The organism is Streptomyces sp. NPDC050485 (assembly GCF_044458185.1).
Classification (GTDB): Bacteria; Actinomycetota; Actinomycetes; order Streptomycetales; family Streptomycetaceae; genus Streptomyces.
Window position 1 is genome coordinate 346,189 of record NZ_JBITHR010000005.1, and the last position, 26,854, is coordinate 373,042.

25 protein-coding genes are annotated in these 26,854 nt (G+C 72.0%); 13 read left to right on the forward strand and 12 right to left on the reverse strand.

What is annotated here, in order from left to right; translation table 11 throughout:
* Positions 1 to 63: 63 nt before the first annotated feature.
* From ACIBK6_RS13400 to ACIBK6_RS13410, 3 genes are all read right to left on the reverse strand, one after another.
* Positions 64 to 1,647 carry an APC family permease gene (locus tag ACIBK6_RS13400; protein WP_399051321.1) on the reverse strand — a complete coding sequence of 528 codons (1,584 nt, stop codon included), beginning with the start codon at positions 1,645 to 1,647 and terminating at the stop codon, positions 64 to 66.
* Positions 1,648 to 1,720: 73 nt separating this feature from the next.
* The gene (locus tag ACIBK6_RS13405) at positions 1,721 to 2,671 is read right to left on the reverse strand and encodes a hypothetical protein (protein WP_399051322.1); all 951 of its coding nucleotides are present in this window, start codon (positions 2,669 to 2,671) and stop codon (positions 1,721 to 1,723) included.
* Positions 2,672 to 2,896: 225 nt separating this feature from the next.
* Positions 2,897 to 4,552 carry an FAD-binding dehydrogenase gene (locus tag ACIBK6_RS13410; RefSeq protein WP_399051323.1) on the reverse strand — a complete coding sequence of 552 codons (1,656 nt, stop codon included), beginning with the start codon at positions 4,550 to 4,552 and terminating at the stop codon, positions 2,897 to 2,899.
* Positions 4,553 to 4,721: 169 nt separating this feature from the next.
* On the opposite strand from ACIBK6_RS13410, the gene ACIBK6_RS13415 reads away from it, so the two are divergent.
* The 6 genes from ACIBK6_RS13415 (at position 4,722) to ACIBK6_RS13440 (ending at position 9,316) form a co-directional block, all read left to right on the forward strand.
* A complete protein-coding gene (locus ACIBK6_RS13415) occupies positions 4,722 to 5,618 on the forward strand; it encodes a DMT family transporter (RefSeq protein ID WP_399051324.1) in 897 nt (298 codons plus the stop codon).
* 55 nt (positions 5,619 to 5,673) lie between these two features.
* A complete protein-coding gene (locus ACIBK6_RS13420; protein ID WP_399051325.1) occupies positions 5,674 to 6,189 on the forward strand; it encodes an NUDIX hydrolase in 516 nt (171 codons plus the stop codon).
* A 30-nt stretch (positions 6,190 to 6,219) separates the two neighbouring features.
* A complete protein-coding gene (locus ACIBK6_RS13425; protein ID WP_399051326.1) occupies positions 6,220 to 6,606 on the forward strand; it encodes a YidH family protein in 387 nt (128 codons plus the stop codon).
* Entirely contained in the window at positions 6,606 to 6,920 is a 315-nt protein-coding gene (locus ACIBK6_RS13430) for a DUF202 domain-containing protein (protein WP_399051327.1), read from the forward strand. The genes ACIBK6_RS13425 and ACIBK6_RS13430 overlap by 1 nt, the downstream gene beginning before the upstream one ends.
* A 149-nt stretch (positions 6,921 to 7,069) precedes the next feature.
* Positions 7,070 to 8,092: a phosphotransferase family protein gene (locus ACIBK6_RS13435; RefSeq protein WP_399051328.1), complete on the forward strand. Its 1,023-nt coding sequence runs from the start codon at positions 7,070 to 7,072 to the stop codon at positions 8,090 to 8,092.
* A 9-nt stretch (positions 8,093 to 8,101) separates the two neighbouring features.
* On the forward strand, positions 8,102 to 9,316 hold the full coding sequence (locus ACIBK6_RS13440; RefSeq protein ID WP_399051329.1) for an acyl-CoA dehydrogenase family protein: 1,215 nt from the start codon (positions 8,102 to 8,104) through the stop codon (positions 9,314 to 9,316).
* 182 nt (positions 9,317 to 9,498) lie between these two features.
* Here ACIBK6_RS13440 and ACIBK6_RS13445 read toward each other — a convergent pair whose 3' ends face one another.
* From ACIBK6_RS13445 to ACIBK6_RS13455, 3 genes are all read right to left on the reverse strand, one after another.
* Positions 9,499 to 10,095, reverse strand: coding sequence for a TetR/AcrR family transcriptional regulator (locus ACIBK6_RS13445; RefSeq protein WP_399051330.1), 597 nt, complete (start codon positions 10,093 to 10,095; stop codon positions 9,499 to 9,501).
* Between the two features lie 67 nt (positions 10,096 to 10,162).
* Positions 10,163 to 11,818 (reverse strand): class I adenylate-forming enzyme family protein, encoded by a 1,656-nt coding sequence (locus ACIBK6_RS13450; RefSeq protein ID WP_399051331.1) that lies wholly within the window; start codon positions 11,816 to 11,818, stop codon positions 10,163 to 10,165.
* Positions 11,815 to 12,588, reverse strand: a complete 774-nt coding sequence (locus tag ACIBK6_RS13455; protein WP_399051332.1) for an SDR family oxidoreductase — start codon at positions 12,586 to 12,588, stop codon at positions 11,815 to 11,817. The genes ACIBK6_RS13450 and ACIBK6_RS13455 overlap by 4 nt, the downstream gene beginning before the upstream one ends.
* 434 nt (positions 12,589 to 13,022) lie before the next feature.
* Between ACIBK6_RS13455 and ACIBK6_RS13460 the strand changes: the two genes are divergently transcribed.
* Together ACIBK6_RS13460 and ACIBK6_RS13465 are read left to right on the forward strand one after the other, a co-directional pair.
* Entirely contained in the window at positions 13,023 to 14,264 is a 1,242-nt protein-coding gene (locus ACIBK6_RS13460; protein ID WP_399051333.1) for an exo-beta-N-acetylmuramidase NamZ domain-containing protein, read from the forward strand.
* Positions 14,265 to 14,382: 118 nt separating this feature from the next.
* Positions 14,383 to 15,693 carry a serine-threonine protein kinase gene (locus ACIBK6_RS13465; RefSeq protein ID WP_399051334.1) on the forward strand — a complete coding sequence of 437 codons (1,311 nt, stop codon included), beginning with the start codon at positions 14,383 to 14,385 and terminating at the stop codon, positions 15,691 to 15,693.
* Positions 15,694 to 15,761: 68 nt separating this feature from the next.
* Here ACIBK6_RS13465 and ACIBK6_RS13470 read toward each other — a convergent pair whose 3' ends face one another.
* Positions 15,762 to 18,599 (reverse strand): penicillin acylase family protein, encoded by a 2,838-nt coding sequence (locus ACIBK6_RS13470; protein WP_399051335.1) that lies wholly within the window; start codon positions 18,597 to 18,599, stop codon positions 15,762 to 15,764.
* Positions 18,600 to 19,142: 543 nt separating this feature from the next.
* On the opposite strand from ACIBK6_RS13470, the gene ACIBK6_RS13475 reads away from it, so the two are divergent.
* Positions 19,143 to 19,754, forward strand: coding sequence for a hypothetical protein (locus ACIBK6_RS13475; RefSeq protein WP_399051336.1), 612 nt, complete (start codon positions 19,143 to 19,145; stop codon positions 19,752 to 19,754).
* Between the two features lie 114 nt (positions 19,755 to 19,868).
* Here the strand turns inward: ACIBK6_RS13475 and soxR are convergent, their stop codons facing one another.
* Positions 19,869 to 20,330 carry a redox-sensitive transcriptional activator SoxR gene (gene soxR / locus ACIBK6_RS13480; protein WP_399051337.1) on the reverse strand — a complete coding sequence of 154 codons (462 nt, stop codon included), beginning with the start codon at positions 20,328 to 20,330 and terminating at the stop codon, positions 19,869 to 19,871.
* A 128-nt stretch (positions 20,331 to 20,458) separates the two neighbouring features.
* Between soxR and ACIBK6_RS13485 the strand changes: the two genes are divergently transcribed.
* Positions 20,459 to 20,920 carry a MaoC family dehydratase gene (locus tag ACIBK6_RS13485; RefSeq protein WP_399051338.1) on the forward strand — a complete coding sequence of 154 codons (462 nt, stop codon included), beginning with the start codon at positions 20,459 to 20,461 and terminating at the stop codon, positions 20,918 to 20,920.
* Here the strand turns inward: ACIBK6_RS13485 and ACIBK6_RS13490 are convergent.
* From ACIBK6_RS13490 to ACIBK6_RS13500, 3 genes are all read right to left on the reverse strand, one after another.
* Entirely contained in the window at positions 20,908 to 21,555 is a 648-nt protein-coding gene (locus ACIBK6_RS13490; RefSeq protein ID WP_399051339.1) for a TetR/AcrR family transcriptional regulator, read from the reverse strand. The genes ACIBK6_RS13485 and ACIBK6_RS13490 overlap by 13 nt on opposite strands.
* A 105-nt stretch (positions 21,556 to 21,660) precedes the next feature.
* Entirely contained in the window at positions 21,661 to 21,948 is a 288-nt protein-coding gene (locus ACIBK6_RS13495) for a YiaA/YiaB family inner membrane protein (protein WP_399051340.1), read from the reverse strand.
* A 77-nt stretch (positions 21,949 to 22,025) separates the two neighbouring features.
* Positions 22,026 to 23,177 (reverse strand): acyl-CoA dehydrogenase family protein, encoded by a 1,152-nt coding sequence (locus ACIBK6_RS13500; protein WP_399051341.1) that lies wholly within the window; start codon positions 23,175 to 23,177, stop codon positions 22,026 to 22,028.
* A gap of 57 nt (positions 23,178 to 23,234) precedes the next feature.
* Between ACIBK6_RS13500 and ACIBK6_RS13505 the strand changes: the two genes are divergently transcribed.
* From ACIBK6_RS13505 to ACIBK6_RS13515, 3 genes are all read left to right on the forward strand, one after another.
* A complete protein-coding gene (locus tag ACIBK6_RS13505; protein WP_399051447.1) occupies positions 23,235 to 23,930 on the forward strand; it encodes a TetR/AcrR family transcriptional regulator in 696 nt (231 codons plus the stop codon).
* Positions 23,931 to 23,948: 18 nt separating this feature from the next.
* On the forward strand, positions 23,949 to 24,650 hold the full coding sequence (locus ACIBK6_RS13510; protein ID WP_399051342.1) for an ArsR/SmtB family transcription factor: 702 nt from the start codon (positions 23,949 to 23,951) through the stop codon (positions 24,648 to 24,650).
* An 89-nt stretch (positions 24,651 to 24,739) separates the two neighbouring features.
* The gene (locus ACIBK6_RS13515) at positions 24,740 to 25,723 is read left to right on the forward strand and encodes a DMT family transporter (RefSeq protein WP_399051343.1); all 984 of its coding nucleotides are present in this window, start codon (positions 24,740 to 24,742) and stop codon (positions 25,721 to 25,723) included.
* Here the strand turns inward: ACIBK6_RS13515 and ACIBK6_RS13520 are convergent.
* Complete coding sequence (locus tag ACIBK6_RS13520) at positions 25,720 to 26,799, reverse strand: Zn-dependent alcohol dehydrogenase (protein WP_399051344.1); 1,080 nt, start codon at positions 26,797 to 26,799, stop codon at positions 25,720 to 25,722. The two genes, ACIBK6_RS13515 and ACIBK6_RS13520, sit on opposite strands and share 4 nt — an antisense overlap.
* Positions 26,800 to 26,854: the final 55 nt, after the last annotated feature.

Sequence of the window (26,854 nt, forward strand, 5' to 3'; positions counted from 1 at the left end):
GGCCCGGTCCTGCCAGGGGTCACGGCCGTACGTCACCGTTCCGTCAGAATTCCCCGAGCCGACTCACAGCTCGGCGGTGCGGCCCGACTCCTCCCTGCCGGGTTCGCGGCGGCCCGGCACGCCGCCCCGCTCCGCGACGGCCGTCCGCTCCAGTTGGAAGGCCTCGTTGCCGAGCCCGATCCGGGCGTGCACCTCGGGCCGGTGCGCGCGCAGCACGAGCCCGTAGGCCAGGCCGGCGAGCAGCGCCAGCACGATGATCGCGGGCAGCACCCAGTTGAGCGCGTCGTCGGGCCCCGCGCCGACCAGCACGTGGAAGTCCTTGACGGTGTACGCGGCGATGCCGAGCAGCGCGATGCCGGCGGCACCCGCGGCGAGCAGCCGCCACAGCTGGGCCCCGGCCGCTCCCCTGCGGACGAAGAAGACGATCACGGCGAGCGAGGATGCGGCCATCAGGAGGATCACGCCGAGCGCGCCGACGTTGCCCATCCAGGTGAACAGGTGCATGACCGGGGCGGTCGGGTCGCCGGCCGGCCAGTGGTCGGTGAGCACGAAGGCGGCCACGACGACCACCGAGATCACGGTCTGCAGGAGCGAGCCGCCCGCCGGGGCCCCGCTGGTGCTGCTGGTCCGGCCGAAGCCGGCGGGCAGCAGCCCCTCGCGGCCCATGGCGAAGACGTACCGGGCGACGACGTTGTGGAAGCTGAGCAGCGCCGCGAACATGCCGGTGACGAACAGCACGTGGAGCACGTCGGTGAACGTGCTGCCGAGGTTCTTCTCGGCCAGCGCGAACAGCAGCTCCGGGCCCTGCTTCTGCGCGGAGTCCACGATGTCGCGCGGGCCGGTCGCCAGCGTCAGCGCCCAGGAGCTGAGCGCGAAGAAGACGGCGGTGAATCCCACGGCGAGGAACATGACGCGCTTGACGACGACGTTGGGGCGGCTGGTCTCCTCCGCGTACACCGGGGCCTGCTCGAAGCCGGTGAACGCGGCGACGCAGAAGCACAGGGCGATGCCGACGCCGGGCCCGGTCAGGGTGTGCGGGTTGAAGGCGTGCAGCGAGAGCCCGCCGGTGGCCGGTTTCGCCATGGCGGCGCCGTCGAAGACGACGACGAGCGCGACCTCGATGACGAGCAGCACGCCGAGCACCTTGGCGTTGAGGTCGATCTTCAGCCAGGCGAGCCCGCCGACCAGCGCGACCGCGAGGATCGCGGGCACCCACCAGTCGATGGTCACATGGGCGTAGGTGTCGAGGAGCCCGGAGACCTCGAAGCCGAACATGCCGTAGATGCCGACCTGGAGCGCGCTGTAGGCGGCCAGCGCCACATAGGAGGCGGCGGCGCCCGCGGTCGGGCCGAGGCCGCGCGCTATGTACGCGTAGAACGCGCCCGCGTTGTGCACATGGCGGCTCATCTCGGCGTACCCGATGCTGAACAGCGCGAGGACCGCGCCGAGGATGAGGAAGAGCAGCGGCTGTCCGACGACGCCCATCGCGGCGTACGCGGTGGGCATCACCCCGGCCACGACCATCAGGGGCGCGCTCGCCGCGAGGACCGAGAGCAGCAGCCCCGGGGTGCCGAGGCGGTCGGCGCGCAGCGCCCGTTCCTGGCCCTTGTACGTACTGATCTCGGTCTCGTCGGTCTGGCTCGGCATGCGGGGTCTGGCCTTTCGGTGCTGCTTCGGAACAGGGTCGTGGGTGCGGCCGTGGTGGCGGCCGTGGCCCGCGCTACACGGAACCGAGCGCGGCGGTGCGCGCGGCGTGGAAGGCACGGTACGGATCGCGGTCGGGGTAGGACCAGGGGGCCGGGGTGAAGTGGCGCCCGATGCGGTGGAAGAGTGCGGCGGCCTCGGCGGGGCGGCCCTCGCAGTGCTTGGCGTGGGCCAGGAAGTTGAGGTCGACGCCGGCCCTCGGGTGGTCCTCGCGCTCCCATTCCAGCCACCAGTCGAACGCGGTCCTGATCACCTGGGCGGCCCGTCGGCCGCTCCAGTGCCCGGACGTCGCGGGGCCGGCGGGCCCGCCTCCAGCTGCGGCGAGCACCCGGTAGCGCTCGGTGTGAGCGATCAGCGGTAGCAGGGCGAGCGGGGAGTCGGCGGGGGCGCGGGCGGCCGAGGCGGCGGCGAAATCGTACACCTCGTGCAGCGGGTCGGGTCCCTCGGCGGGGCGGCGCTCGGCCAGCCGGGCGGCCATCAGATGGTGGGCGTGGTGGTGCTCGGGGTGGCGGGCCCGCACTTCGTCGAAGGCGCGCACGGTCTCGTCCTCGGTGCCGAGCGCGCGGGCCAGGGCGAGCAGCGCGAGCCAGGGGGTCGGGTCGGCGGGGGCCCGCCCGGCGGCAGTCAGGCAGGCCGCGCGGGCGCGGTCCTCGGACTCCTTGCCGCGCAGACAGCACTGGACGGCGGCGCAGGCGAAGAGGACCGCGGCGTCGGCGCTGTCGGGTTCGGCGAGCAGCCACTCACGGGCCCAGCCGGCGCTGGTCGCGGGCTCGGCGAGCACGGTGACGCGGTGGCCGCGGCGGTCCCAGTCGTCCCCGGTCGCGCCGAGCAGCGAGCGGACCCTGGTCCACCGGCCCTGTGCCAACTGGTCCCGTACCGTGGCGAGTTCGGTGTCGTCGAGGGCCGGGTCGAAGGACCGGCTGCCCCTTCGGCGGGGGCGGCCGAGCGGGGGCGGCGGCGGGGGCATCCGCGTACTTCCTGTGGGGACGATGCCTCGTGGGCACGAATGTGCGCAGAACCTGTGCGCGATGGTCGCCGACAGCAAAGCGGTACCCGATGGTCCACGTCAAGGCCGGTCCGGCTCGTGCTTGATCATCCAAGCCGAGCCGCGGTCACGGGAGTTGACCGCGCGGGCAACGGCGCCTGGCCGATCGGGCAGGACCGGCTCCCGGGCTGCCCCATCGGCTGCCCCTCAGGACACCGCCTTCGCGGCGGCCCGGCCCGCGGCCCGGCCCGAGAAGATGCAGCCGCCGAGGAAGGTGCCCTCCAGGGAGCGGTAGCCGTGCACGCCTCCGCCGCCGAACCCGGCCGCCTCGCCCGCCGCGTACAGGCCGGGCAGCGGCTCGCCGCCCGCCGTCAGGACCCGTGAGGAGAGGTCGGTCTCCAGGCCGCCGAGCGATTTGCGGGTGAGGATGTGCAGCTTGACCGCGATCAGCGGGCCCGCCTTCGGGTCGAGGATGCGGTGCGGCGGCGCGGTGCGGATGAGCTTGTCGCCGAGGTACTTGCGGGCCCCGCGAATGGCGGTGACCTGGAGGTCCTTGGTGAACGGGTTGGCGATCTCGCGGTCGCGGGCCACGATCTCGCGGCGCAGCGCGGCCTCCTCGATGAGGGGCTCCTCGGTGAGCGCGTTCATGCCGCGCACCAGCGAGGCGAGGTCCTTCTCGACCACGAAGTCGGCGCCGTGGTCCATGAACGCCTTGACCGGGCCCGGCACATCGGCCCGGGCCCGCCCGATGACCCCGCGGACGGACTTGCCGGTGAGGTCGGGGTTCTGCTCGGACCCCGAAAGGGCGAACTCCTTGCCGATGATCTTCTGGTCGAGCACGAACCAGGTGTAGTCGTACCCCGTCTTCATGATGTGGTCGAGGGTGCCGAGGGTGTCGAAGCCGGGGAAGAGCGGCACGGGCAGCCGGCTGCCGCGCGCGTCCAGCCAGAGCGAGGAGGGGCCGGGCAGGATGCGGATGCCGTGCCGGGCCCAGATGGGGTTCCAGTTCTGGATGCCCTCGGTGTAGTGCCACATCCGGTCGCGGTTGATGTGGTGGGCGCCCGCCTGCTCCGCGATGCCGAGCATCAGGCCGTCCACATGGGCGGGCACGCCGGACAGCAGGTGCTCGGGCGGGGTGCCGAGCCGCTGGGGCCACTGGGACCTGACGAGGTCGTGGTTGCCGCCGATGCCGCCGCTGGTCACGATGACCGCCTGCGCCGTAAGCTCGAAGGAGCCGGTGACGGCACGGGTGGAAGCGGTCCCGCGCCGGGCGGCGGACGGCTCCAGGACCTCACCGGTCACGGTGTCGACCACTCCGGCGCCGCGGCCGAGGCCCGTAACGCGGTGCCGGAATTTGAACCGCACGAGTCCGCGGGCGGCGGCCTCCCGCACCCTCCGCTCGAAGGGGGCCACGATGCCCGGCCCGGTGCCCCAGGTGATGTGGAAGCGGGGGACGGAGTTCCCATGCCCGTTGGCGTCGTAACCGCCCCGCTCGGCCCAGCCCACCACGGGGAAGAAGCGGACCCCCTGGGCATGCAGCCAGGCCCGCTTCTCACCGGACGCGAAGTCGACGTACGCCTCGGCCCATTTGCGCGGCCAGTGGTCCTCGGCCCGGTCGAAGCCTGCCGTGCCGTACCAGTCCTGGAGCGCGAGCGCCCGGCTGTCCTTGATCCGCATCCGGCGCTGCTCGGGCGAGTCCACGAGGAAGAGCCCGCCGAACGACCAGTGGGCCTGGCCGCCGATCGACTGCTCGGGCTCCTGGTCGAGCAGGATCACCTTCTTGCCCGCGTCCGCCAGCTCGGCGGTGGCCACCAGGCCCGCGAGCCCGGCCCCGATCACGATCACATCGGCGTCGTACGCCATGGGCCGCTCACTCCGCTCGTCCGCCGCCACGTCACCCGTGCGTCTGATCTTCGGTTCACACTCCACCCGCGTCAACCGGCCGGGTCCGGGCGCCCGACGGGCGCCCGCGCCCCAAGGGCGCTATCGTCGGCCAAGTCAGCGGCCCCCGGCCGTACTTGAGGTGTACGTCGTGTCGGTACTGGTCCTCGTCCTCGCCGTGAGCGCAGCGTGCTGTCTGGGCTCGGGGTTCGTGCTGCAGCAGAACGCGGCGCAGCACGCCCCGCTGAGCGACTTCATGTCGCCTCGGCTGCTGCTCGACCTGGTGCGGATGCCGCGCTGGCTGGCCGGGATAGGCCTGATGGTGACCGGCATGGCGCTGAGCGCGCTGGCGCTCGGCTGGGGCGAGGTGTCGCTGGTCGAGCCGCTGGTGGCGACCAATCTGTTCTTCGCCATGTGGCTTTCCAGGCTCCAGACCCGCCAGCCGCTGGGCCGCCAGGGCTGGGCGGGGCTCGCGCTGCTCGCGTGCGGGGTGACGGCGTTCATCGTGGCGGGCCAGCCGCACGGCAGCGTCTCGGTGGCCGGCCCGCTGCGGCACTGGCTGATCGTGGGTCTGGTGGTCGGCGTCGCGCTGCTGCTCGCCGCCCTCGCCAAGCACGACCGGCTCAGCGTGGCGGCCCCGGTCATGCTGGCCGTCGCCGCGGGCCTGCTGTACGGCCTCCAGGACGCGCTGACGCGGGTCAGCGGGCAGCGCCTTTCGAGTGGCGGCTGGCCGGAGCTGACGACGAGCTGGCAGCCGTACGCGGTGATCGCGCTCGGCGTGACCGGGCTCGTGCTGGTGCAGAGCGCCTTCGAGACGGCCCCGCTGCGGATGTCGCTGCCCGCCCTGACGGCGGCCCAGCCGCTGGCCGGGATCGCCTGCGGGGTCGGTTTCCTCGGGGACCGGCTGCGTACCGATGCGGGCGCGCTGGCCTGGGAGGCGGCCGGGCTCGCGGCGATCGTGACCGGCATCGTGCTGCTCGGGCTGCATCCGGCGATGCCGTCGGGCACGGCCGCCAGGGAAGAGGTCCACGACCTCCAGCCGCACTGAGAACTTGTCTCCGCCGGGCGTGCGGCGGTCCGCCGGCCGGTGATTTCATGGCGCCATGAATCCGGCTGACGAAATCCTGGACATCGTCGACGAGAACGACACCGTGACCGGGCAGGCCCGGCGCGCCGACGCCTACGCGAAGAACCTGCGCCACCGCTGCGTCTTCGTCCTCGCCCGGGACGCGGCGGGGCGGATCTTCGTCCACCGCCGCACCCCGGACAAGCTCGTCTTCCCCGCCCTGTACGACATGTTCGTCGGCGGGGTGGTCGGTGCGGGCGAGTCGTACGACACCGCGGCGCTGCGCGAGGCCGAGGAGGAGCTCGGGGTGTCCGGGCTGCCCCGGCCGGTACCGCTGTTCAAGTTCCTCTACGAGAACGGCGAGCAGACCTGGTGGTCGTCGGTGTACGAAGTGCGCTGCGAGCTCGCGGTGCACCCGCAGGTGACGGAGGTCGCCTGGCACGACTTCCTCCCGCCGGCCGAGCTGGAGCGCCGGATCGAGGAGTGGGAGTGGGTGCCGGACGGGCTGGCGGCCTGGCGGCGGCTGCGCGCGTCGGGGCTCGGCCCGTCCTGAGGGCACGCGGGTAAGGTGCGGCGAGTGATCATGATCAGGCAGACCGTGCGGCTGTGGTTCGCGCCCCAGCGCATCGGCGAGGAGGGCGAGACCCCCGACTACCGGTTCTCGCTCGCAAACGAGCGCACCTTCCTGGCCTGGATCAGGACATCGCTCGCGCTGATCGGAGGCGGTTTCGCGGTCGACCAGTTCCTGCCGGGGCTGCGCTGGGGCGTCCGGGTCGGCCTCGCGCTGGCGCTGCTCGCCGCGGGGGTGCTGTGCGCGGTGCGCGCCGTGAACCACTGGGTGCGCTGTGAGCGGGCCATGCGGCGCGGCGAGGACCTGCCGGTGACGCGGTTCCCGACCTTGCTGGGCCTCGCCGTCGCGGTCGTCGCCGTGGTGATGGTGGTGGTCGTCGTCTTCGGCTGGGCCGGCTGATGCCCGCGCCCGCCCGGGACCCGGGGCTCCAGCCGGAGCGGACCCGGCTCGCCTGGCGGCGTACCACGCTCGCCTGCACGGTGGCCGCGCTGCTCGCGGCCAAACAGGCGCTGCACAAAGGGAGTTCACCGGTCGCGATCACGGCGGTGACGCTCAGCGGACTCGCGTGGCTGGGGTTTCTGACCGTCGCGCACCGCCGCATCCGGGCCCTGAGCGGCGCCGTGCGGCCGGGGGTGCTCGGGGTGCACGCCGCGATCGGCGCGGCCGCCTGCGTGATGGCCCTGGCCTGCTTCGCCGTCGCCATACTGTTCTGAACCCCGCTGAGCGCCGCAGGCCCGGGCCGGGGTTCAGACACGGGCCCTGAACCCGCGACCTCAAATCGATGTCCGCTCTGGACGGCATACCGACTGGTCGGTAGCGTGACCTCGGACAGCATGACCGACCCGTTCCGGAGGTGCCGACCATGAGCACAGTCCCCCCGCCAGGCCTCGACCCGGAGCAGCTGCGGGCATACCTGGACCGCGCGCGTCCGGGCCTTGTGAGCGGACCGCTCACGGCCCGGCTGATCGAGGGGGGCCGGTCGAACCTGACGTACGTCGTCACGGACGGGACCGGGCGGTGGGTCGTGCGCCGCCCGCCGCTCGGCCATGTGCTCGCCACCGCGCACGACATGAAGCGCGAGCACCGGGTCATCAGCGCCCTGCACCCGACGGCCGTCCCGGTGCCCGAGCCGGTGCTGCTGTGCGAGGACGAGTCGGTGCTCGGCGCGCCGTTCTACGTCATGGAGTACGTGGCCGGAACGCCGTACCGCACCGCCGGGCAGCTCGCCCCGCTCGGTCCCGAGCGCACCCGGGCGGCCGTGCTCGGCCTGGTCGACACGCTCGTGGAGCTGCACGCCGTCGATCCCGAGGCGGTGGGCCTCGGCGACTTCGGGCGGCCCGAGGGCTTCCTCGACCGCCAGCTGCGCCGCTGGGGCAAGCAGCTCGACGCGTCCCGCAACCGCGAACTGGCCGGCATCGACGAGTTGCACGCGGCGCTCGGGCGCGAGCTGCCCGCCTCCCCCACCCCCACGGTCATCCACGGCGACTACCGCCTCGACAACGTCCTGATCGGCGACGACGACCGGATCAAGGCCGTCCTCGACTGGGAGATGTCCACCCTGGGCGACCCGTTGACCGATCTCGGGCTGCTCGTGATGTACAGCGCGCGCCTGGAACTCCCCAACTCGCCGATCTCCACCACGGCGGGCGCCGCCGGGCACCCCTCCCCGGCCGAGCTGATCGAGCGGTACGCGGCCCGCTCCGGCCGCGACACCTCCGCCATCGCCTGGTACACGGCGTTCGCCTGGTTCAAGCTCGCCGTGATCCTCGAAGGCATCCACTACCGCTACACCCTCGGGCAGACCGTCGGGGCCGGCTTCGACCGCATCGGCGAGCTGGTCCCCGTCTTCATCGCGCACGGCCTCACGACCCTCCAGGAAGGCTGAACTCCCGTCATGGACTTCGCATTCGACGCCCGCACCGAAGAGTTGCGGACCAAGCTCCTCGCCTTCATGGACGAGTACGTCTACCCGGCCGAGGCCACCGCCGAGGAGCAGCGCGCCCTGCTCGCCTCCCCCTGGGACACCCCGCAGGTGGTGGCGGACCTCAAGAAGGAGGCCCGCAGGCAGGGCCTGTGGAACCTGTTCCTGCCCGATGCGGAGTATGGCGCCGGCCTCACCAACCTCCAGTACGCCCCGCTCGCCGAAATCACCGGCCGCTCCCCGCACTTGGCGCCGACGGCCCTCAACTGCGCGGCCCCGGACACCGGAAACATGGAGGTACTGGCGCAGTTCGCCACCGCCGAGCAGAAGAAGCGGTGGCTGGAGCCGCTGCTCGCCGGTGAGATCCGCTCGGCGTTCGCGATGACCGAGCCGGCGGTGGCCTCGTCCGACGCCACGAACATCGAGACCCGGATCGAGGCGGACGGCGACGAGTACGTCATCACCGGACGCAAGTGGTACATCTCCGGGGCGATGAACCCGGACTGCACGATCTTCATCGTGATGGGCAAGACCGATCCGGGCAACGCGGACGTGCGCCGCCAGCAGTCGATGATCCTGGTGCCGCGCGACACCCCGGGCGTCGAAGTCCGCCGCGCCATGCGGGTGTACGGCTACGAGGACCATTCCCACGGCGGTCACGCCGAGGTCGTCTTCCACGGGGCCCGGGTGCCCGCGGGCAACCTGGTCGGCGAGGCGGGCGGCGGCTTCGCCATCGCCCAGGCCCGGCTCGGACCCGGCCGGATCCACCACTGCATGCGGCTGATCGGCATGGCCGAGCGGGCGATCGAGCTGATGTGCCGCCGGGCCGTCTCCCGTACAGCCTTCGGCAGGCCCATCGCCCAGCAGGGCGTGGTCCAGGAGTGGATCGCGGACGCCCGCGTCGCGGTGGAGCAGCTGCGCCTGCTCGTCCTGAAGACGGCCTGGCTCATGGACACGGTGGGCAACCGCGGCGCGCACACCGAGATCCAGGCCATCAAGATCGCCACCCCGCGCACGGTCGTCGACATCATCGACCGCGCGGTCCAACTCCACGGCGCGGCGGGCGTGAGCCAGGACACCCCCCTGGCCGAACTGTGGGCCGCAGCAAGGACATTGAGGCTCGCAGACGGCCCGGACGAGGTACACCAACGCTCACTGGCCCACCGGGAACTGAAGCGGTACGTCTAGCAGCGGGGCAGGCAGGCCCTGGACCTCAGACGCGGCCGCTGGGGGCCCGGGGCACAGCCCCGCAAGGGGGTCCGGGGCGCAGCACCGGGAGGGGGTTTGGGGGCGAAGCCCCCAGGAACAACCTTCCCACCCCCACCCCCCGGAGGGTTTCGGGAAGGGGCGGGGTGGGGAAAAACAGCCCGCTACGGCCGCAGCGCACGGAGCAGCAGATCCGCCAAGTGGTCCGCGACCTCCTGCTGGGTCAGCGGACCATCCGGCCGGTACCACGTCGACAGGTGGTGCACCGAGCCGAAGTGATAGTCGACCACCAGGTCGGCCGGGGTGGCCGTCGAGAACACTCCCGCCGCCTGCCCCTCCTCGATGAGCGCCCGGAACCGCTCGTGGTACCGCCGCCGCTCCGCCCGGACCTGCTTGTTCTTCTCCGGGCTCAGGTGATGCATGGACCGGAAGAAGATCGCCGCGTCGTCCAGATTGTCGATGGTGGTCACCACCACATCCGCCGCCGCCTCACGCAACCGCCGCTCCACCGGCTCGTCCGCGTCGGCGAACGCGTCGAGCCGCTCCTGCTGGAGCCGCAGCACCCGCGCGTACACCTCCTGAAGGAGGTCCTCCTTGGAGCCGAAGTAGTGGTAGAGCGCCCCCTTGGTGACACCCGCCGCCTCGACGATCTCCTGCACGGAGGTGCGGTCGTAGCCGTTCTCCGCGAAGAGGCGGGTGGCGGCGGCCAGCAGCCGCTGGGGGACGGGGGTGGTGCCGTTTCCGTCCGTAGCCTTGGCCATCGCCGCCACCTTTCTCATACGCGCGCCACGTGCGGGCGCACCGTGCTGTGCTCGTCGTTCCTGCCGGTCAGTGCGCCGGTGAGCGCAGTTCCCGCCTGAGGATCTTCCCACTCGTGGTCTTCGGAAGCTCCGGCAGGATCTCCACCTCGCGCGGGTACTTGTAGGCGGCGAGCCGCTCCTTGCAGTACTCGGCGAGCTCGGCCGGGCCGGTTTCGGCGCCCGGGCGGAGGCTGACGTACGCCTTGACGCTCTCTCCCCGGTAGGCGTCGGGGATGCCCACGACGGCCGCCTCGCGGACCGCCGGGTGGGTGTACAGGACGTCCTCGACCTCGCGCGGCCAGACCTTGAACCCGGACGCGTTGATCATGTCCTTCATGCGGTCGACCACGTAGAGCCAGCCGTCCCGGTCCATGAAGCCGATGTCGCCGGTGCGCAGTTCGCCGTCGGGGAACGCCTCGGCGGTGGCCTCGGGGCGGCGCCAGTAGCCGGGCACGACCTGGGGCCCGCGCACCACGATCTCGCCCTGCTCGCCGAAGGGCACCTCCTCGCCCGCGGGACCGACGATCCGTACGACCGTCTCGGGTCCGGGCACGCCGACGGAGAGCGTGCCGGAGACCGGGTCGACGGGCGCCTCCTTCTCGGGCGGTACCGAGGCGCAGGGGGCGGTGCACTCGGTCAGTCCGTATCCGTTGCGGATGTACGGTCCGAAGCCCTCGCGGAACTTCTCGACCAGCGCGGGCGGCAGCGGGGCGCCGCCCGAGGAGATCACCTGGAAGGAGGCGAAGTGCTCCCGGGTGACGCCGGGGGTGGCCGCGAGCGCCATGAAGGCGGTGGAGGGGCCGACCGTGTAGGCGGGGCGGTGCTCGGCGAAGGCGTCGAGGACGACGCCCGGGTGGAAGCGGTAGGCCAGGATCAGGGTGCCCGCGTTGGCGACGCAGGCGGCGAGTTCGCAGACCATGCCGGTGATGTGGAAGAGCGGCGCGAGCGCGAAGTAGCCCGAGCCTTCGGGTATCGGATGTCCGGTGCGCTGCCTCTCCGCGTTGTAGGTGATGCCGCGATGGGTGTTCATCGCGCCTTTGGGGGTCCCGCTGGTGCCCGAGGTGTAACTGATCAACGCCGTGTCGTGGGCGGAGAGTTCCCGTTCCGAGGGCGCGATCAGACCTTGTCGGGCGACGGCCACGAGGTCGTCGGTGTCGGCGGGGCGGGGCAGCCGCTCCAAGCCGAGGACCCGCTCGTCGTTCCGCGTCTGGAGGTCGAGTTCGCAGGCGGTGAGCGCGATGCGTACCGGGGAGCCGGCCGCCGTGTCGCGCAGGTACCCCTCCCAGGCGCGGTCGGAGCAGATCAGCGCGGCGGCCTCGGAGTCCTTCAGCACGTGGGCGACTTCGGCAGACTTGTACATGGGGTTGAGCGGGACGACGGTGGCGCCCGCCTTCCAGGCGCCGAGCAGGGCGATCACGAAGTGCGGGGTGTTCTGGAGCATGAGCGCGACGCGGTCGCCGCGCACCAGGCCCCGGGCGGCGAGGTGACCGGCCACGGAGTCGGAGAGGGCGTCGGTCTCGCGGTAGCTGAGCCGCCCGTCGAAGTAGGCGAGCGCGGTGTGTTCGGGCGCCCGGTCGACGGCGGCGCGGAAGGAGTGCAGCACGGTCTCGGGCGGGCTGATGGGGGCCCGCTGGGCCTCGCTGAGCTGGGCGAGCCAGGGCTTGGCCGCGTAGATCGAGGTCATTCGGCGTTCGCCTCCCACTTCTGCTGGAGGTGGTTCATGCTGGTCAGCCAGCGGTCGGGGGTGGCCGCGCGGGCGGTGTAGTAGTCGGCGACCTCGGGGTGCGGCAGCACCAGGAAGCGGTCGTCGGCCATCGCCGCGAAGAGGGCGTCGGCCACGGCGTCCGGCTCGATCGCGGTGGGCTTGAGCACGAGGTCGCCGGCCGATCCGGTGGCGGCCAGCATGTCGGTGCGCACCCCCTGCGGGCAGATGGCGTGGACCTGGATGCCGCGGTGGCGGTAGGTCAGCGACAGCCATTCGGCGAAGGCGAGCGCGCCGTGCTTGGTGACGCTGTACGGGGCCGCGCCGATCATGGTGAGCAGGCCGGCCGCCGACACGGTGGAGACGAAGCGGCCGCTGCCGCGCTCCAGCCAGTCGGGCAGCAGCTCGCGGGCGGCCCGCACATGGGCCATCACATTGACGTCCCAGGCCGCGGCCCACACGTCCTCGGACGCGGACTCCGAACCGCCGGAGCCCAGGCCCGCGTTGGCGCAGTAGACGTCGATGGGGCCGCCGAGCGCCTCGCGGGCCGGTCCCACGACGGCCGACGCGTCGCCCGGCACGGCGATGGCGCCGATCTCCTCGGCGGTCCTGCGGGCCTTGTCCGCATCCAGGTCGTTGACGACCACCCGGGCGCCCTCGGCCGCGAATCTGCGGGCGAGGGCGGCGCCGATGCCGCCGCCCGCGCCGGTGACCACCACTGCGGCGCCCTGGAACCCCTGGACCGTACTCATCGAGACCCGCCTCTCTGCGTGCCGAATGCTACGGCAGACTAACCAGTCGGTATGTCGCGGGGGAAGCCCCCCGGGGCCCCGGGACTGCGCCCCGCCCCCTGCCCCTCGTTCGCCTGCGGACCGTGCATGGCCACCCGCCCAGAGGCTGCGCCCTGCCCCCACCGCCTTGCCGCCTTGCCGCCTTGCCGCCTTGCCGCCTGCGGACCATGCGTGGCCGGTCGCGCGGTTCCCCGCGCCCCTGACCCGCCCTTCGGCCTCCCGACCGTGCGTGGCTGGTCGCGCAGTTCCCCGCGCTCCTGGCAGGGCGCGTATGGGGCGGAGCCCCAGGAGCCGACCACCGGGCCGCGCCCGGACGACTCGCCTCGTTCCCCGCAGGCTCCCCGCCCGCTAGCGTGCGTGGTCGTGACAGCCGGTTCGAGCGCGGAGGTGTGCGGATGAGCCTGTCCAGACGGGGTCTGCTCGCGGGCACGGTCGCGGCGGGAGCCTTGGCGTCCGCCTCCCCTGCACACGCCGACGACGACCGGAGGAATCCGCTCCGCACCGGTTTCGACCGGCTCGCGGCCGACGGCTACGCCGCCCTGTCCGGCCGGCGGGTGGGGGTGGTCACCAACCCGACCGGGGTCACGGCGGACGTACGCCACATCGTGGACGTCATGCACGCCGACCACCGGGTGAACCTGGTGGCCGTCTTCGGCCCCGAGCACGGCTTCCGCGGCACGGCGCAGGCGGGTGGCTCCGAGGGCCGTTCCAACGACCCGGCGACCGGGCTTCCGGTGTACGACACGTACACGAAGAGCGGGCAGCCTCTGGCGGACATCTTCACCGCCTCGGGCGTCGACACGGTGGTCTTCGACATCCAGGACGTGGGCGCGCGCTTCTACACCTACATCTGGACGCTGTACGACTGCATGGAGGCGGCGGCGCTCGCCGGCAAGCGGTTCGTCGTCCTGGACCGGCCCAATCCGGTGACCGGGCGGGCGGCGTACGGTCCCGTGCTCGACCCGGCGTTCGCGACCTTCGTCGGGCGGCAGCCGATCGCCCAGGCGCACGGGATGACGGCGGCCGAACTCGCCGGGCTCTTCAACACCCAATTCCTGGGTGGAAAAGTCGAGTTGACGACGGTGCGCATGACGGGGTGGCGGCGCTCCGACTTCTTCGACGCCACCGGGCTGCCGTGGGTGCCGCCGAGCCCGAACATGCCGACGCCGGACACGGCTCTGGTGTACTCGGGCAGCTGCCTGTTCGAGGGCACGAACCTTTCGGAGGGACGGGGCACGACGCGGCCGTTCGAACTGCTCGGCGCCGAGGGGATCGACGGCCGGTGGGCGGCCGCGCTCAATGAACTCGCCCCGGCCGGCGTCCGGTTCCGCGAGGCGTACTTCGCGCCGACGTTCTCCAAGTTCCAGGGGAAGACCGTCGGCGGGGTCCAACTGCACGTCCACGACCGGGAGTCCTACGATCCGGTACGCACCGGGATCATGCTCCTGGTGACCGCCAAGCGGGTGTGGAGCGGTTTCGCCTGGCGCCCCGACCTCTGGATCGACAAGCTCACGGGTTCGGCGCTGGTCCGGACGATGATCGACGCGGGCGCCACGGCAGATGAGGTGGTGGCCGCCTGGCAGCCCGGCCTGACGGCATTCCGCACGGTGCGCCGGAAGCACCTGCTGTACGGGTGAGACCGCCGGATGACCGCGGCCGATCGGCCGCGGTCTCCTCGGTCGCGTGTATGGCCGACTCCCCGGGTCCGGCGGGACGATGGGATCGCTCATCGTCGAGCGGACCGGAGGTCGGGCCATGACGGACATCGGAGTCGAGCCGTACCGGGAGATCACCTTCGACGCGGACGGCGACGCCGATCCCGCACAGCGAGCGGCCCTGACCGGAGTCGGGGCGACGGACCTGGTGATGTTCGCGCACGGCTGGAACAACACCCCCTCGGACGCAAGGAGTCTGTTCCGCGGCTTCTTCGCGGCGTTCCCGGCGCTGCTCGCGAGCGCCCCGGGGGTGCGGCTGGGTTACTCGGGTGTGATCTGGCCGTCGATCCGCTTCACGGACGAGACCATCCCGGACTTTCCGCACACCGCGGTGGCCGCCGTGGGCCCCGGCCTGGACGGCGCGACCGTGGACGCGCTCAAGGGGGTTTTCCCCGGGCAGGGCCCGGCCGTCGACCGGATCGCCGCGCTCCTTTCCCAACAGCCCGACTCCGAAGGGGCGTTCAGCGAGTTCGGGCAACTGACCCGGCAGCTGGTGACGGCCTCCGGCGGCGGCGCCGGGACCGTCGGGGACCTGACGGTGGAGGACGCCCCCAACGCCTCGCCGACGCTTCTGACGAACGACACCCTGGGCCTGTGCCGGCAGTTCACGGCCGCGCTGGGCGACCTCGGGATGGCGGCCCAGCCGGGGCCGCCCGGCCCCGCGTTCTCCATCGGCGGCTCCCTCAAGCACCTCTGGCGCGGCGCGAAGGAGGTCCTGCGCCAGATCACCTACTACGAGATGAAACGCCGGGCGGGGAAGGTCGGACAGCTCGGACTCGGTCCGCTGATCGGTCAACTGGCTGTCGCACAGCCCCACTTGAGGATCCACCTCGTCGGACACAGCCAGGGCGCGCGGCTGGTCGCCTTCGCGCTGAAGGGGCTGCCCGGTGCGACGCACACCGTGAAGTCGGTGACACTGCTCGAAGGGGCCTTCTCGCACTACGCCTTCGCCGAACGGCTGCCGGACGGCCTCACCGGCGCGGGCGCCCTGAGCGACACGCAGCAGCGCGTCGACGGCCCGGTCGTCTCCTGCTACTCGCGCTTCGACACCGCGCTGGGCGTCTTCTACCCGCTGGCGTCGGCGCTGTCCGGGGATGACGCGAGTGAACTCCCCGGTCTCGAAAGACGCTGGTGGGCGATCGGCCACGACGGGATCCAGGCCGTCACCCCGTGCACCACGCTGACGCTGGACGAGGCGCTGCGCGACGGGGTTCCGGATTCGGGCTGCGTCAGCGTCGACGCGTCGTCGGTGGTGAAGGCCGGCGGGCCGCCGGCCGGCGCGCACAGCGACATCTGCCATGAGCAACTGGCGCGGGTGGTGCTGGCCGCGGGCCGGATCGGCAGGGTCTGACCCGCGGCCGTTCGTCCGCCAGGGGGTTTCCGATGGACCGGGGCTGCGGCCCTGGTCCATCGGGCCTCCTAACGATGACTCGGGAACTCGACGACCTGCTGGTAGGTCGGCCGGTTCTGCCAGTTGATCGGGGACTGGGTGATGCCGCCGAGCGGGCGCTGCACGATGGTGTCGGCGCACCACTGGTCGCCGGCCGCGCACCCGGCGTCGCCGGGGTAGACCTGGGCCGGGGTCTTCGCGGCGGCCTGCTTGAGCGTGCCGAGCAGACCGTCCCGGCAGGCGGCCAGGTTGCCGTCACCGCAGTAGGCGCGGGCCAGCGGACCCTGCACCGGCTTACCGAGGACCGTGCGCAGATCCTTGTCGACATAGCTCCACCAGCCGTACTGGAAGGCGGAACCGGCGTGCGCCCCGGTCGGTCCGTGTGCGGCCGAGGGGGATTCGTCGGTGCTCAGATTGGTGGTGAGGGCGTTGTAGAGCGGGTCGCCGAGTCCGGGCCTGAACTCGGCCTCGACGAGCAGCGGCCACCAGGCGTCCATCAGGCGCACCGCGTCGGGGTGGGTGTAGGTGTGCGAGCCCTGGGCGGTCTCGCGGCGCTGGGTGCCGTCCGCCCTCCAGGACTCCAACTGCTCGATGGCCGACTCCAGTTGGGGATCGGTGACGGGCGCGCTGCGCAGGACCTTCAACAGGTCGGGCAGGACGTCCTCACCGCGCAGATCGGTGACGGCGGCCTGGGCCATGGCCCGGGTGAGCGAGGCGCGGGTCACGCCGCCCTGGGCGACCAGTGCCTTCACCCGGTCGTCCAGGAGGTTGGCGCGGTACACCGAGCCGTCGCCGAAGCCGGCCGCCGAGTAGTCCTTGGCCTGCTTGTTGTTCCAGGAGACGTAGTAGTCCTGGCCGGTCGACTGCGGATGCTGGGCGGGCGGGGTGTAGGCCGCGGTGTTGTACGCGGGGTCGAAGCCCTGCCACTCGTAGGCCTGGTCCGCCTTGACGGGCAGGGCGGGGTCGACGTTCGGGTTGCGTACCGGGTTCAGGCCGCTGTTGTAGTAGGCGGCGGTACGGGAGTCGGCGTAGAACCAGTTGAAGGCGTAGTCGATGGACTGGGCCGCCTGCTGGAAGGACTGGGCGTCCTTGACATACGACGGGTCGTTGAACATCTGGAAGCCGATGATCGAATCGGCCTCGTGGCGGTAGGTGGAGCGCAGCGAGGTGTAGGCGACGGGCTTGCCGCCGACGGTGGCGCGGGCGGTGACGATGCCGTAGTTGGTGCGCCAGACCTGCATCCGGTAGGAGCCGGCCGCGGTGGTGTCGGCGACCGTCGGCTGCCAGGAGTTGGTCTTCTCCAGCTTCTCCATGGGGGTGCACACGCCCCGGTAGAGGTAGTGGGTGGCGTCCTGGCACAGCTCCACCGCGTAGGTGTCGGTGATGTCCTGACCGGCCGAGGTGGCGGACCAGGCGTAGTCCTGGCCGCGGCCGAGCTGGACGTACATCCCGACGCCGGCGAAGGAGGCGCCGCGGGCGCTGATGCCGGGGCCCTGGATCTCCTGGAGCATCAGCAACTGTGGCGCGAAATAGCCGGTTTGGGGGCCGAACACCGCTACAGGGTTGCCGCTGGCGGTGTGTGATCCGGACACCAGGAGGGCGTTGGACATGCCGCGCGGCTTGCCGAGGTCGAAGCCGGGCAGCACCCCGTTGTCGTACACGCCGTTCAACTGCTTGAGCTGCGCGGGAACTTTCACGCTCGCCTTGGCATGGGTGCTCGCCGAGCCCGTACGGTCGTAGACGAGCTGCTCGGGGACGACCGAGCCGGCGTCGGGCAGCGCGGTGCCCTGGGCGTTCGCGGGTTTGCCCGCGTAGGGGAAGCTCGTGCCGTCGTGGACGGTGAGCGCGGCCTCGGGGTCGTTGCGTTCGCGGAAGGACTCCCAGACCTTGGTGCCTTCGGCGACGCCGTACTTGGCCTGGGCCGCCTGGAGGGAGAGCGCGGCCTGCACCTCGCCGCCACCGCCCCCGCCGAAGAGCCCGCCGACCACCGAGGCCAGCGCGATCAGATCAGTGACCTTGAAGGGCTGGATCTCGCCCACGTTCGTGATGGCGTCGATCTTGCCGGTGAGGACGTACTCGCCGGGGAAGTAGCGGCCGTCCTTGGACTGCTTGGCGTAGGCGTTGATGCCGTCGACATAGGCCTGGGCGTCGGCCATGGCCTGCTCGCCGCGGGGGCCCTTGGTGGCGCGGATGCGGTCGACCTGCGACTGGAGGTCGGCCTCGGTGTACGGGGCCTGCGGCCAGAACTCCTGCTCAAGGCCCTGGTTGGCGAGAGCGCCGCCCGCGAAGGAGGTGAGCTCGCCGCGCCCGATGTGCCGGAAGAGGTCCATGAGCCAGAGCCGGTCCTGCCCGGCCGCGTACCCGGCGCCGTATTCGGTCCCGTACCGCGTGGTGCCCTTGATGTGCGGGACGCCCGTCGCCCTGTCGCGGGTGATGGTGACGTCCGGGCGGGGCGAACTGGCCGATTCCACCTGCCCGTTCGGCACGCCGAAGGAGGCGTCGTCGAAGAAGCTGCTGAGCTTGTCGTCGGTGAGCGAGGACTGACCGGCCACCAGGGCGTCGTACTTGCCGAGCTGGTCGTCGCTGTGCGCGGGGTGGGTCCCGAACGCCTTGTTGCCGAGGATCTCCACGAGGGTGGCGTTGCCGTTCGCGCCGGGCGGCAGGATGTCGGAGCACTGCCCCTGGCAGTGGTCTCCGTCCGCGGGTTCGGCGGCACCGGCCGGGATGGCGGGGCCGAGCAGAGCGGCGGCGAGGGCGAGGACGGTGGCAGCGGTGGCGGCAGCCCTGCCCCGTCCATCTCCCTTCAGGAGAGGGCGTGTTCGGGGCTTCCTGCCGATGCTTCTGAGGCTTGCGGTGCGTCGTCGCATGCGCGCTCCTAGTGGGGGGTGCCGATGCGCGGAGGCTACTCAGGGGTACGGCGCAACGTAAGGTGAACATGCGTCACCTTTCCCGAATCCCCACACGCCCGCCCGATCGGCTCCGCGATCACCGTCGGGGCGGGCCACCGCTGCGCCCTTTTCGGCCTCGGCCGACGCGAGTAATTCTTCCGGGCCCCGCAGGGATATGTGGGGCGGGTGAATACGACTCGTGTCCATGGTGGCCAAGTGGCCATGGCGACAAGACCGGTTGAAGGGGTTCCGGATGTGCCGACCGGTCGGATCCCGCCGTGCCCCTGTCACGTGACACCACCACTCCCCCGCCCCGACCTCGGGCCGTTCCGGCAGGTGGGCGGGGAGGCGGGGCCATTTGGGCCAGCTCCTGAGGAGTTCATGAGAATCGGATTCCCGGGGGCCGGACAGGGTAGGCGAATCCCCCGTAATGGACGCCATCGGAATTTCGATGGAGCCGGATCGGCTTCCGGTACGTCCATTCCTCGACGCCGAAGTACGAGCGACGGAGGTGGCAGGGCCATGGCTGGTTTCCGCAGTCTGGCGAGACAGGTGCGCGACCCGAGGAACGATCTCGCGTTGCGGCGGTACTCGCTGCGCAAGTGCCTGGAGCGGTTCGCCCCTTATGGGCATCGGGCGACCTGGGACCATCTGTGCGGCAGGCACCGCATCGGGCCCGAGGACCGGGCACCCGATCCGGCGCGGCTGGTGGCCGCACTGGACGAGTTGGAGGCGGCCAGGGCCGTCTGGCTCGCCTACGAAGTGGAGTTCGCCCAGCGCAGGAAGCGCGAGAAGCACGAGGGGCTGCGGCGGCCGGGCTTCTTCGACGACTGGCACCGGCGCACCTGGGGCGGCTTCGGGGTGGCGTGGTGCGACGATCCGGCGGTGCATCCGGACGGCCCGATGGCCGAGGTGCTCGGCCGTATGATCTCGGCCCTGCGGGGGGCACCCGGGACGGTGTGCCCGGCGTGCGGCGGGGGCCCGCTGGTGTGGAAACAGGATCTGGCCCGTGAACCGTGGTTCGGACCGGTCTGCTCGGGGTGCGGGATCCTTGTGCCGCAGCCCGTACTGACCCCCGAGGCGCTGGCCCGGGCCAAGGCGGTACGGCGCGGAGAACTCGCATCGGTCGCGTGAGCGGCGCGGGGGCGAGCCGGCTCACCCCCGCGTTGTCAGTGCCGCTGCCCGGCGGGGCTTTCAGAACCTGTGTCTCAACCCCGCCCGGGTCCGCGACGCCTGGCACACCGGCTCTCAGCCCTTGCGTTCCCCAAGGAGGCGGGAGCCCGTCAGGCTGGTGCCGAAAACGTCGTCCGGGTTGGACAGGACGCAGGTGCTCAGCGACAGGCAGCCGCAGCCGATGCAGTCCGTGAGGTGGTCGCGCAGGCGGCTCAACTGCGCGATGCGCTGGTCGAGTTCGGCCCGCCAGTTCTCCGAGAGCCGAGCCCAGTCCTCCCTCGTCGGGGTGCGCTCCTCGGGAAGTGCGGCCAGGGCGTCGCGGATCGTGGCCAGCGGAATGCCGACGCGCTGTGCGGCCCGTACGAAGGCGACGCGGCGCAGGGTGTCGCGGCAGTAGCGGCGCTGGTTGCCCGTGGTCCGGCGGCTGGTGATCAGACCCTTGGCCTCGTAGAAGTGCAGGGCGGACACGGCGGCCCCGCTGCGCGCGGACAGCTGGCCGACCGTGAGTTCGTGGATCTTCTCTGGAATCTGCGGCACTCCTCGAACCCTACTGCTCCCCGGTGGGCACGTCGTTGACAGGACCGGCGGCCCCAACCATGCTGACCTTGCTGAGCAAGCGCTTGTACAAGACCGCGAGAGCGTCGCGAGAGGCAGGGATCAAGGACATGGCAGAGCCGAGGATCTTCACGTCCGCCGAGGAGCTGAAGGCCGGTGTGGGCGAGCAGCTCGGGCACAGCGACTGGCTGGAGATCGACCAGAAGCGGATCGATCTGTTCGCCGACGCCACCGGCGACCACCAGTGGATCCACGTCGATCCCGAGCGGGCCGCGGCCGGCCCGTTCGGGAAGACCATCGCGCACGGCTATCTCACCCTGTCGCTGCTGCCGGCGCTGGTACCGCAGGTCCTGCGGGTCGAGGGCATGAAGATGGGCATCAACTACGGCACCGACAAGGTCCGTTTCCCCGCCCCCGTGCCGGTCGGCTCGCGGCTGCGCGCGACGGCGGTACTGACGGACGTCGTGGAGGCGGGCGGCGGGGTCCAGGTCACCGCGAAGGTCACCGTCGAACGCGAGGGCGGCGACAAGCCGGTCTGCGTGGCGGAATCGGTCTCCCGCTACTTCTTCTGAGCGGGGGCGGCCCCCACCATCCGCAGCACGAGGTCGGCGTAGAGTGCGCCGACCTCGTCGGGCGTGCGGCGCCCCTGGGTGTTGAACCAGCGCGCCACGTCGATGCAGAGCGACAGCACGGCCAGCGTGGTGCCCGGAACGTCCGGGACGTCGAACTCCCCCGCCGCCACCCCGTCGTTGAGGATGCGGCGCACCGCGGCGTCGCTGCGCCTGCGCAGTTCCACGATCTCGGTGCGGTGCTCGGCGCCGAGCGCGTCGAGTTCGTACTGCACGACGCGGGCCGTCATGTGATGCCCGGCATGCCAGCGGACGAAGGAGCGCACCGCGTCGGAGAGCCGCTCGGCGGCGGTGCCTTCGCCGTCCGCCGCGGACTCCAGGATCTCCAGGGCCTTGTCGTGCCCGATCCTGCTGATCCGGTGGAGCAGCTCTTCCTTGGTCTTGTAGTGGATGTAGAGCGCGGCCGGGCTCATACCGGCCCGGCCCGCGATGTCCCGGGTCGTGGTGGCGTGGTAGCCGCGCTCGGCGAAGGCCTCGACGGCGGCGACGAGCAGCCTCCTGGCGGCCTCGGGCGTGACCTCGCCCCACGGCTTCTCCTCGCCGCCGGCCGTCCCCTCAACCACGTCTGCCGTGCCCATCGCTCGCCCCTTCCGTCCGTCCGCGCTTCAGTTCAGCAGGACGAACACCATACCCCGAGGGTGAGCAAGCGCTTAGCGCGCTGGCCGTGATCCACCGGGTGCCGCCTACAGCTTCTGGAACGGGTCGTGTTCCGCGAGGAGCTTGTCCAGGCGGGCCTGGTCGACGCGGGTGACGATCTGCCCGGCCTCCTGCCGGTCCCTGACCACCTTGGCCAGGGTGAAGGCGGACGTGACGAGGTAGAGGACGGCGATGCCGAGGAAGGCGCGCACCCAGGCATCGGCCTGGAGGCGGAGGATCCCTATCGCGGTGGCGAGGAGCGCGATCGCGAAGGCGGCGACGGCCTGCCCGTAGTAGGCCGCGGTGTCCTGCTGCTTGACCGGTGTGTCACTCATGGCGGACAGCATGCGGCGGATATGGTGCGCGCCACATCCGCTCCCGTACTCAGTACGTACTCAGGGCGGCCGCGCGGTCAGAAGGCCGAAACCCCGGTCTCCGCGCGGCCGATGATCAGCTTCTGGATCTGGCTGGTGCCTTCGTACAGGGTCATCACGCGGGCGTCCCGCAGCAGCTTCCCGACCGGGTACTCGTCGATGTAGCCGTAGCCGCCGAAGACCTGGAGGGCGTTGTTGGCGGCGCGCACCGCGGCCTCGGAGGCGAACAGCTTCGCCTTGGAGGCGGCGGTCGCGAACTCCTCGCCCCGGTCGACCAGATCGGCGACCCGCCAGGTCAGCAGCCGGGCCGCGTCCACGTCCACCGAGATGTCGCTGATCAGCTCCTGGACGAGCTGGTAGTGGGCGATCGATTTGCCGAACTGCTCGCGTTCACCGGCGTACTTGACGGCCGCGTCCAGGGCGGCCTGGGCGATGCCGACGCAGCCGGCCGCGACCGACATCCGCCCCTTGGCGAGCGCCGACATCGCTATGGAGAAGCCTTTGCCCTCGGGACCGAGCAGGGCGCCCGCCGGAACCCGTACGTCCTCCAGGACCAGCTCGGCGGTCGCCTGGCCGCGCAGACCGAGCTTGCCGTGGATGGCGCGGCGGGTCAGTCCGGGGGTGTCGGCGGGGACGAGGAACGCGGAGACGCCGCGATGGCCGGGCGCGCCGCCGGTGCGGGCGAAGAGCAGCACCACATCGGCCCACGTGCCGTTGGTGATGAACATCTTGGTGCCGTTGATCACGTACTCGTCGCCGTCCCGGACGGCCCGCGTGGACAGGTTCCCCGCGTCCGAGCCGGTGCCCGGTTCGGTGAGCCCGAAGCAGCCGATGGCGTCGCCGGAGGTGAGCCGGGGCAGCCAGGCGCGCTTCTGCTCCTCGTCGCCCCAGGACGCGATGGTCTTGGTGACCAGGCCGAGCGAGACCGAGACGATGCCGCGGACCGAGGAGTCGCCGCGGCCCAGCTCCTCGGTGACCAGGCAGTAGGCGAGGTGGTCGCCGCCGCAGCCGCCGTACTCCTCGGCGACGGTGAGTCCGAGGAAGCCGAGCGCGCCCAGCTTCTTCACGATCGACTTGTCGACGTTCTCGGAGCGGTCCCACTCGATGACGTGCGGGGTGATCTCGCGGTCCACGAACTCCTCGGCGAGCTGCCGCACCGCCGCCTGCTCCTCGCTCAGCTCCAGGTTCATCTTCCTTGCACCCCAGTTTTAATTACCACTGCTAGTTTTTGGTTGGCAGGCCCTACTATGTGCCGCATGGCCCGACCGCGCAAGCCCCTGCTGAGCACCGATCGCATCGTCGCGGCGGCGGGCGCGCTCGTGGACGCGGAGGGTCTCGCGGCGGTCTCGACCCGCCGCCTCGCCGCCGAACTGGGGGTCAGCGGCCCCTCGCTGTACAACCACTTCCGCACCAAGGACGAGATCCTGGAGGCCGTCGCGGACGCCACCTCCGCCCAGGTCGACCTGTCGATGTTCGACCCGGACGACGGCCGCGACTGGCATACGTCACTGCACGACTGGGCGGTCGCCTACCGCGCGGTGCTGACCCGCCACCCCAACATCGTTCCGGTCCTCGCCCAGGGCCCCGGCCGCCGCCCGGCCGGTCTGCGGCTCGCCGACGCGGTGTTCGGCGCGATGGTCGCGGCGGGCTGGCCGCCCGCCCAGGCGACCCGGATCGGCGCGCTGATGCGGTACTTCGTCATGGGCTCGGCGCTCGGCTCGTTCGCGCGCGGCTTCGTGGCCGACGAGGCGGCGTACGATCCGGCGGACTATCCGCACCTGGGCCAGGCGCACCTCCTCGCCGAGCGGCAGCAGAAGATCGACGAGGGCGCCTTCGAGACGGGCCTGCGGGCGCTGCTCGACGGCCTGTCGATCCAGTACCAGGCGCTGGGCGGATCGACCGGAACCGGCCAGGGTGACCGTTCGGCCGCCGCCGAACAGTGACGGCGCCATCCTGGACGCATGACACCCACCTCAGGAGCCGGTCTCGCCGCCCTCGCGGCGCTGCTCGCCGACGAGACCCGCGCCACCTTCTGCCTCGCCCTGCTCGACGGCCGGGCCTGGACGGCGGGTGAGCTCGCCCGGCACGCCCGGGTCGCCCCGTCGACCGCGAGCGAGCACCTCGGCAAGCTGATCGCGGGCGGGCTGCTCACCGAGGAGCGGCAGGGGCGGCACCGGTACGTGCGGCTCGCCGACGAGCGGACCGCACACCTCGTGGAGGAGCTCGCCTCGCACGTCACCCCGGCAGCCCGGGCGCCGCGCGATCTGCGGGCCGTGAGCGCGAGCAGCGCGATGGCGCGGGGGCGCACCTGCTACGACCATCTCGCCGGGCGGATCGGGATCGCCATCACCGACGCCATGACCGTACGGGGACTGCTCAGCCAGGACACCGGCTTCGCGCTCACCGCTCAAGGGGTGCGCTGGTACGGCGAGTTGGGCATCGCGCTTGAGCACAGGGGGAAGCGGCCGCTGGTGCGCGGCTGCCTGGACTGGACCGAGCGGCGGCCGCACCTGGCCGGGGTGGCGGGCGCGGCGCTGTGCGCGCACGCGCTGGATTCCGGCTGGTGCGTACGGATCGGCTCCGAGCGGGCGGTGAAGGTGACCGGGGCGGGCGAGCGGGCGCTCGCCGAGACGCTCGGCATCGAGGCGGCCCGGCTGCGCTGAGCGGCCGGACCCGGGCGGCGCGCAACCGGAGGCGCCCGGCGTCCGATAATTCGGCGAGCGCCGAAGCGTACCCGGCCTACTGTCCTCGCATGACGAACTTCTCCCCCGACCGCCGCTCCGCCCGGCTCGCCCTCGGCGCGGTGGCGGTCTCCGTCGTGCTGTGGGCCTCGGCCTTCGTGTCGATCCGCAGCGCCGGTGCCGCCTACTCCCCCGGCGCGCTCGCCCTCGGCCGTCTCCTCGCCGGGACGCTCGTCCTCGGACTCTTCCTGCTGATACGCCGTGAGGGGCTGCCGCCGCGGGCCGCCTGGCCGGGCATCGCCGCGTCCGGCGTGCTGTGGTTCGCCTGCTACATGGTGGCCCTCAACTGGGGCGAGCAGCAGGTGGACGCCGGTACCGCCGCGATGATCGTGAACATCGGCCCGATCCTCATGGCCCTGCTCGCCTCGCGGTTCCTCGGCGAGGCGCTGCCGCCCCGGCTGATCGCCGGCATGGCCGTCTCGTTCGCGGGGGCGGTCACGGTGGGGCTCTCGATGTCGGGCGACGGGCACGCCTCGGTGCTCGGCGTGGCGCTGTGCCTGGTCGCGGCCGCGACGTATGCGGCCGGGGTCGTTCTGCAGAAGCCGGCGCTGCGGCACGGCAGCCCGCTCCAAGTCACCTTCTTCAGCTGCCTGGTGGGAGCGATCGCCTGCCTGCCGTTCAGCGGGCAGCTCGTCTCGGACGCCTCGCACGCGCCCGCTTCGGCCACCCTCAACATGGTCTACCTGGGCGTGTTCCCGACCGCGCTCGCCTTCACCACCTGGGCGTACGCGCTGGCCCGCACCTCGGCGAGCCGGATGGGCGCGACGACGTACGTGGTGCCCGCGATGGTCGTGCTGATGTCCTGGACGCTGCTCGACGAGGTGCCCGCCGCACTCACGCTGGTGGGCGGCGCGATCTGCCTCGCGGGTGTAGCCGTGTCCCGCTCCCGCCCCCGCACCCGCACGGAACCCGGGGGCAGGGGCGGCGAGTTGGCGACGGCGCCCCGCCCCGATGTGTCCGAGGCGGCGGGCGGGGCCGGGGAGAAGGTCGGCTAGAAGACGACCAGGGCCCGGCCGCCCTTGCCCGCAATCATGTTGTCGAAGGCGGCCGGGATGCCGTCCAGGCCGATCCGCTCGGACACCATCGAGCCGAGGTCGAGGCGGCCGGAGCGGATGTGCCCGGCGAGGACCGGGAGGTCGGCCGCCGGGTCGGAGTTGCCGTACACGCAGCCCGCGAGCGTGCGGCCCCAGTGGAAGATCTCCAGCGCGTTGAAGGTGACCTGCTGGTCCTTGCCGCCGATGCCGACGACCGTGGTGCGGCCGCCGCGCCGGGTGGACTCCCAGGCGGTACGGATGGTGACGGCGCGGCCCACGCATTCGACGGCCACATCGGTGCCCTGACCGCCCGTGAGCCTGCGGATGTCCTTGGCGGTGGCCTCGGAGGCGACGACGAAGTCGGTCGCGCCCGCCGCGCGGGCCAGCCCCTCCTTCTCCGGGGAGACATCGACCGCGATGATCTGCGCGGCGCCCGCGATCCGGGCCGACTGGAGGGTGGCCAGACCCACCCCGCCGACGCCGAACACCGCGACCGTCTCGCCCGGTTGGACCTTCGCCGAGTGGTGGACGGCCCCGTACCCCGTGAGGACCGCGCAGCCGAGCAGCGCGGCCTCGGTGAGCGGGATGCCGTCGGGGAGCGGCAGCAGGCAGTTCTCGGCGACGACGGTCTCCTCGGCGAACGCGGCGACGTTCAGGCCCGGGTGGAGCTCGGTGCCGTCGGCGGTGCGCGCGTACACCGAGGCCGCGCCGTTCAGCGCGTTGACGCAGAGCCACACCTCGCCGAGCGAGCAGGGATGGCAACTGCCGCAGGACGGCGCCCAGTTGAGGACGACCGGGGCTCCGGGCGCGACCGAGGTGACGCCCTCGCCGACGGCGACGACCGTGCCCGCGCCCTCATGGCCGAGGACGGCCGGGACCGGGACCCGCATGGTGCCGTTGGTGAGCGAGAGGTCGGAGTGGCAGACCCCGGCGGCGGCCAGGCGGACCCGCACCTGGCCGGGGCCCGGCTCGGGCAGGTCGATCTCGGTGATCTCCAGCGGAGAGCCGACGGCGGGCAGTACGGCGGCGCGAACCATGGCGTGCGTGACTCCTGAACGGTCGGAACGGAAACGGCGGCGGTCGGAAAGGGGC

Coding starts and splice junctions, on each gene's coding strand:
- ACIBK6_RS13400 (WP_399051321.1), bottom strand. CDS start 1,647: ATGCCGAGCCAGACCGACGAGACCGAGATCAGTACGTACAAGGGCCAG.
- ACIBK6_RS13405 (WP_399051322.1), bottom strand. CDS start 2,671: ATGCCCCCGCCGCCGCCCCCGCTCGGCCGCCCCCGCCGAAGGGGCAGC.
- ACIBK6_RS13410 (WP_399051323.1), bottom strand. CDS start 4,552: ATGGCGTACGACGCCGATGTGATCGTGATCGGGGCCGGGCTCGCGGGC.
- ACIBK6_RS13420 (WP_399051325.1), top strand. CDS start 5,674: ATGAATCCGGCTGACGAAATCCTGGACATCGTCGACGAGAACGACACC.
- ACIBK6_RS13425 (WP_399051326.1), top strand. CDS start 6,220: ATGATCAGGCAGACCGTGCGGCTGTGGTTCGCGCCCCAGCGCATCGGC.
- ACIBK6_RS13430 (WP_399051327.1), top strand. CDS start 6,606: ATGCCCGCGCCCGCCCGGGACCCGGGGCTCCAGCCGGAGCGGACCCGG.
- ACIBK6_RS13435 (WP_399051328.1), top strand. CDS start 7,070: ATGAGCACAGTCCCCCCGCCAGGCCTCGACCCGGAGCAGCTGCGGGCA.
- ACIBK6_RS13440 (WP_399051329.1), top strand. CDS start 8,102: ATGGACTTCGCATTCGACGCCCGCACCGAAGAGTTGCGGACCAAGCTC.
- ACIBK6_RS13445 (WP_399051330.1), bottom strand. CDS start 10,095: ATGGCCAAGGCTACGGACGGAAACGGCACCACCCCCGTCCCCCAGCGG.
- ACIBK6_RS13450 (WP_399051331.1), bottom strand. CDS start 11,818: ATGACCTCGATCTACGCGGCCAAGCCCTGGCTCGCCCAGCTCAGCGAG.
- ACIBK6_RS13455 (WP_399051332.1), bottom strand. CDS start 12,588: ATGAGTACGGTCCAGGGGTTCCAGGGCGCCGCAGTGGTGGTCACCGGC.
- ACIBK6_RS13460 (WP_399051333.1), top strand. CDS start 13,023: ATGAGCCTGTCCAGACGGGGTCTGCTCGCGGGCACGGTCGCGGCGGGA.
- ACIBK6_RS13465 (WP_399051334.1), top strand. CDS start 14,383: ATGACGGACATCGGAGTCGAGCCGTACCGGGAGATCACCTTCGACGCG.
- ACIBK6_RS13470 (WP_399051335.1), bottom strand. CDS start 18,599: ATGCGACGACGCACCGCAAGCCTCAGAAGCATCGGCAGGAAGCCCCGA.
- ACIBK6_RS13475 (WP_399051336.1), top strand. CDS start 19,143: ATGGCTGGTTTCCGCAGTCTGGCGAGACAGGTGCGCGACCCGAGGAAC.
- ACIBK6_RS13485 (WP_399051338.1), top strand. CDS start 20,459: ATGGCAGAGCCGAGGATCTTCACGTCCGCCGAGGAGCTGAAGGCCGGT.
- ACIBK6_RS13490 (WP_399051339.1), bottom strand. CDS start 21,555: ATGGGCACGGCAGACGTGGTTGAGGGGACGGCCGGCGGCGAGGAGAAG.
- ACIBK6_RS13495 (WP_399051340.1), bottom strand. CDS start 21,948: ATGAGTGACACACCGGTCAAGCAGCAGGACACCGCGGCCTACTACGGG.
- ACIBK6_RS13500 (WP_399051341.1), bottom strand. CDS start 23,177: ATGAACCTGGAGCTGAGCGAGGAGCAGGCGGCGGTGCGGCAGCTCGCC.
- ACIBK6_RS13505 (WP_399051447.1), top strand. CDS start 23,235: ATGTGCCGCATGGCCCGACCGCGCAAGCCCCTGCTGAGCACCGATCGC.
- ACIBK6_RS13510 (WP_399051342.1), top strand. CDS start 23,949: ATGACACCCACCTCAGGAGCCGGTCTCGCCGCCCTCGCGGCGCTGCTC.
- ACIBK6_RS13515 (WP_399051343.1), top strand. CDS start 24,740: ATGACGAACTTCTCCCCCGACCGCCGCTCCGCCCGGCTCGCCCTCGGC.
- ACIBK6_RS13520 (WP_399051344.1), bottom strand. CDS start 26,799: ATGGTTCGCGCCGCCGTACTGCCCGCCGTCGGCTCTCCGCTGGAGATC.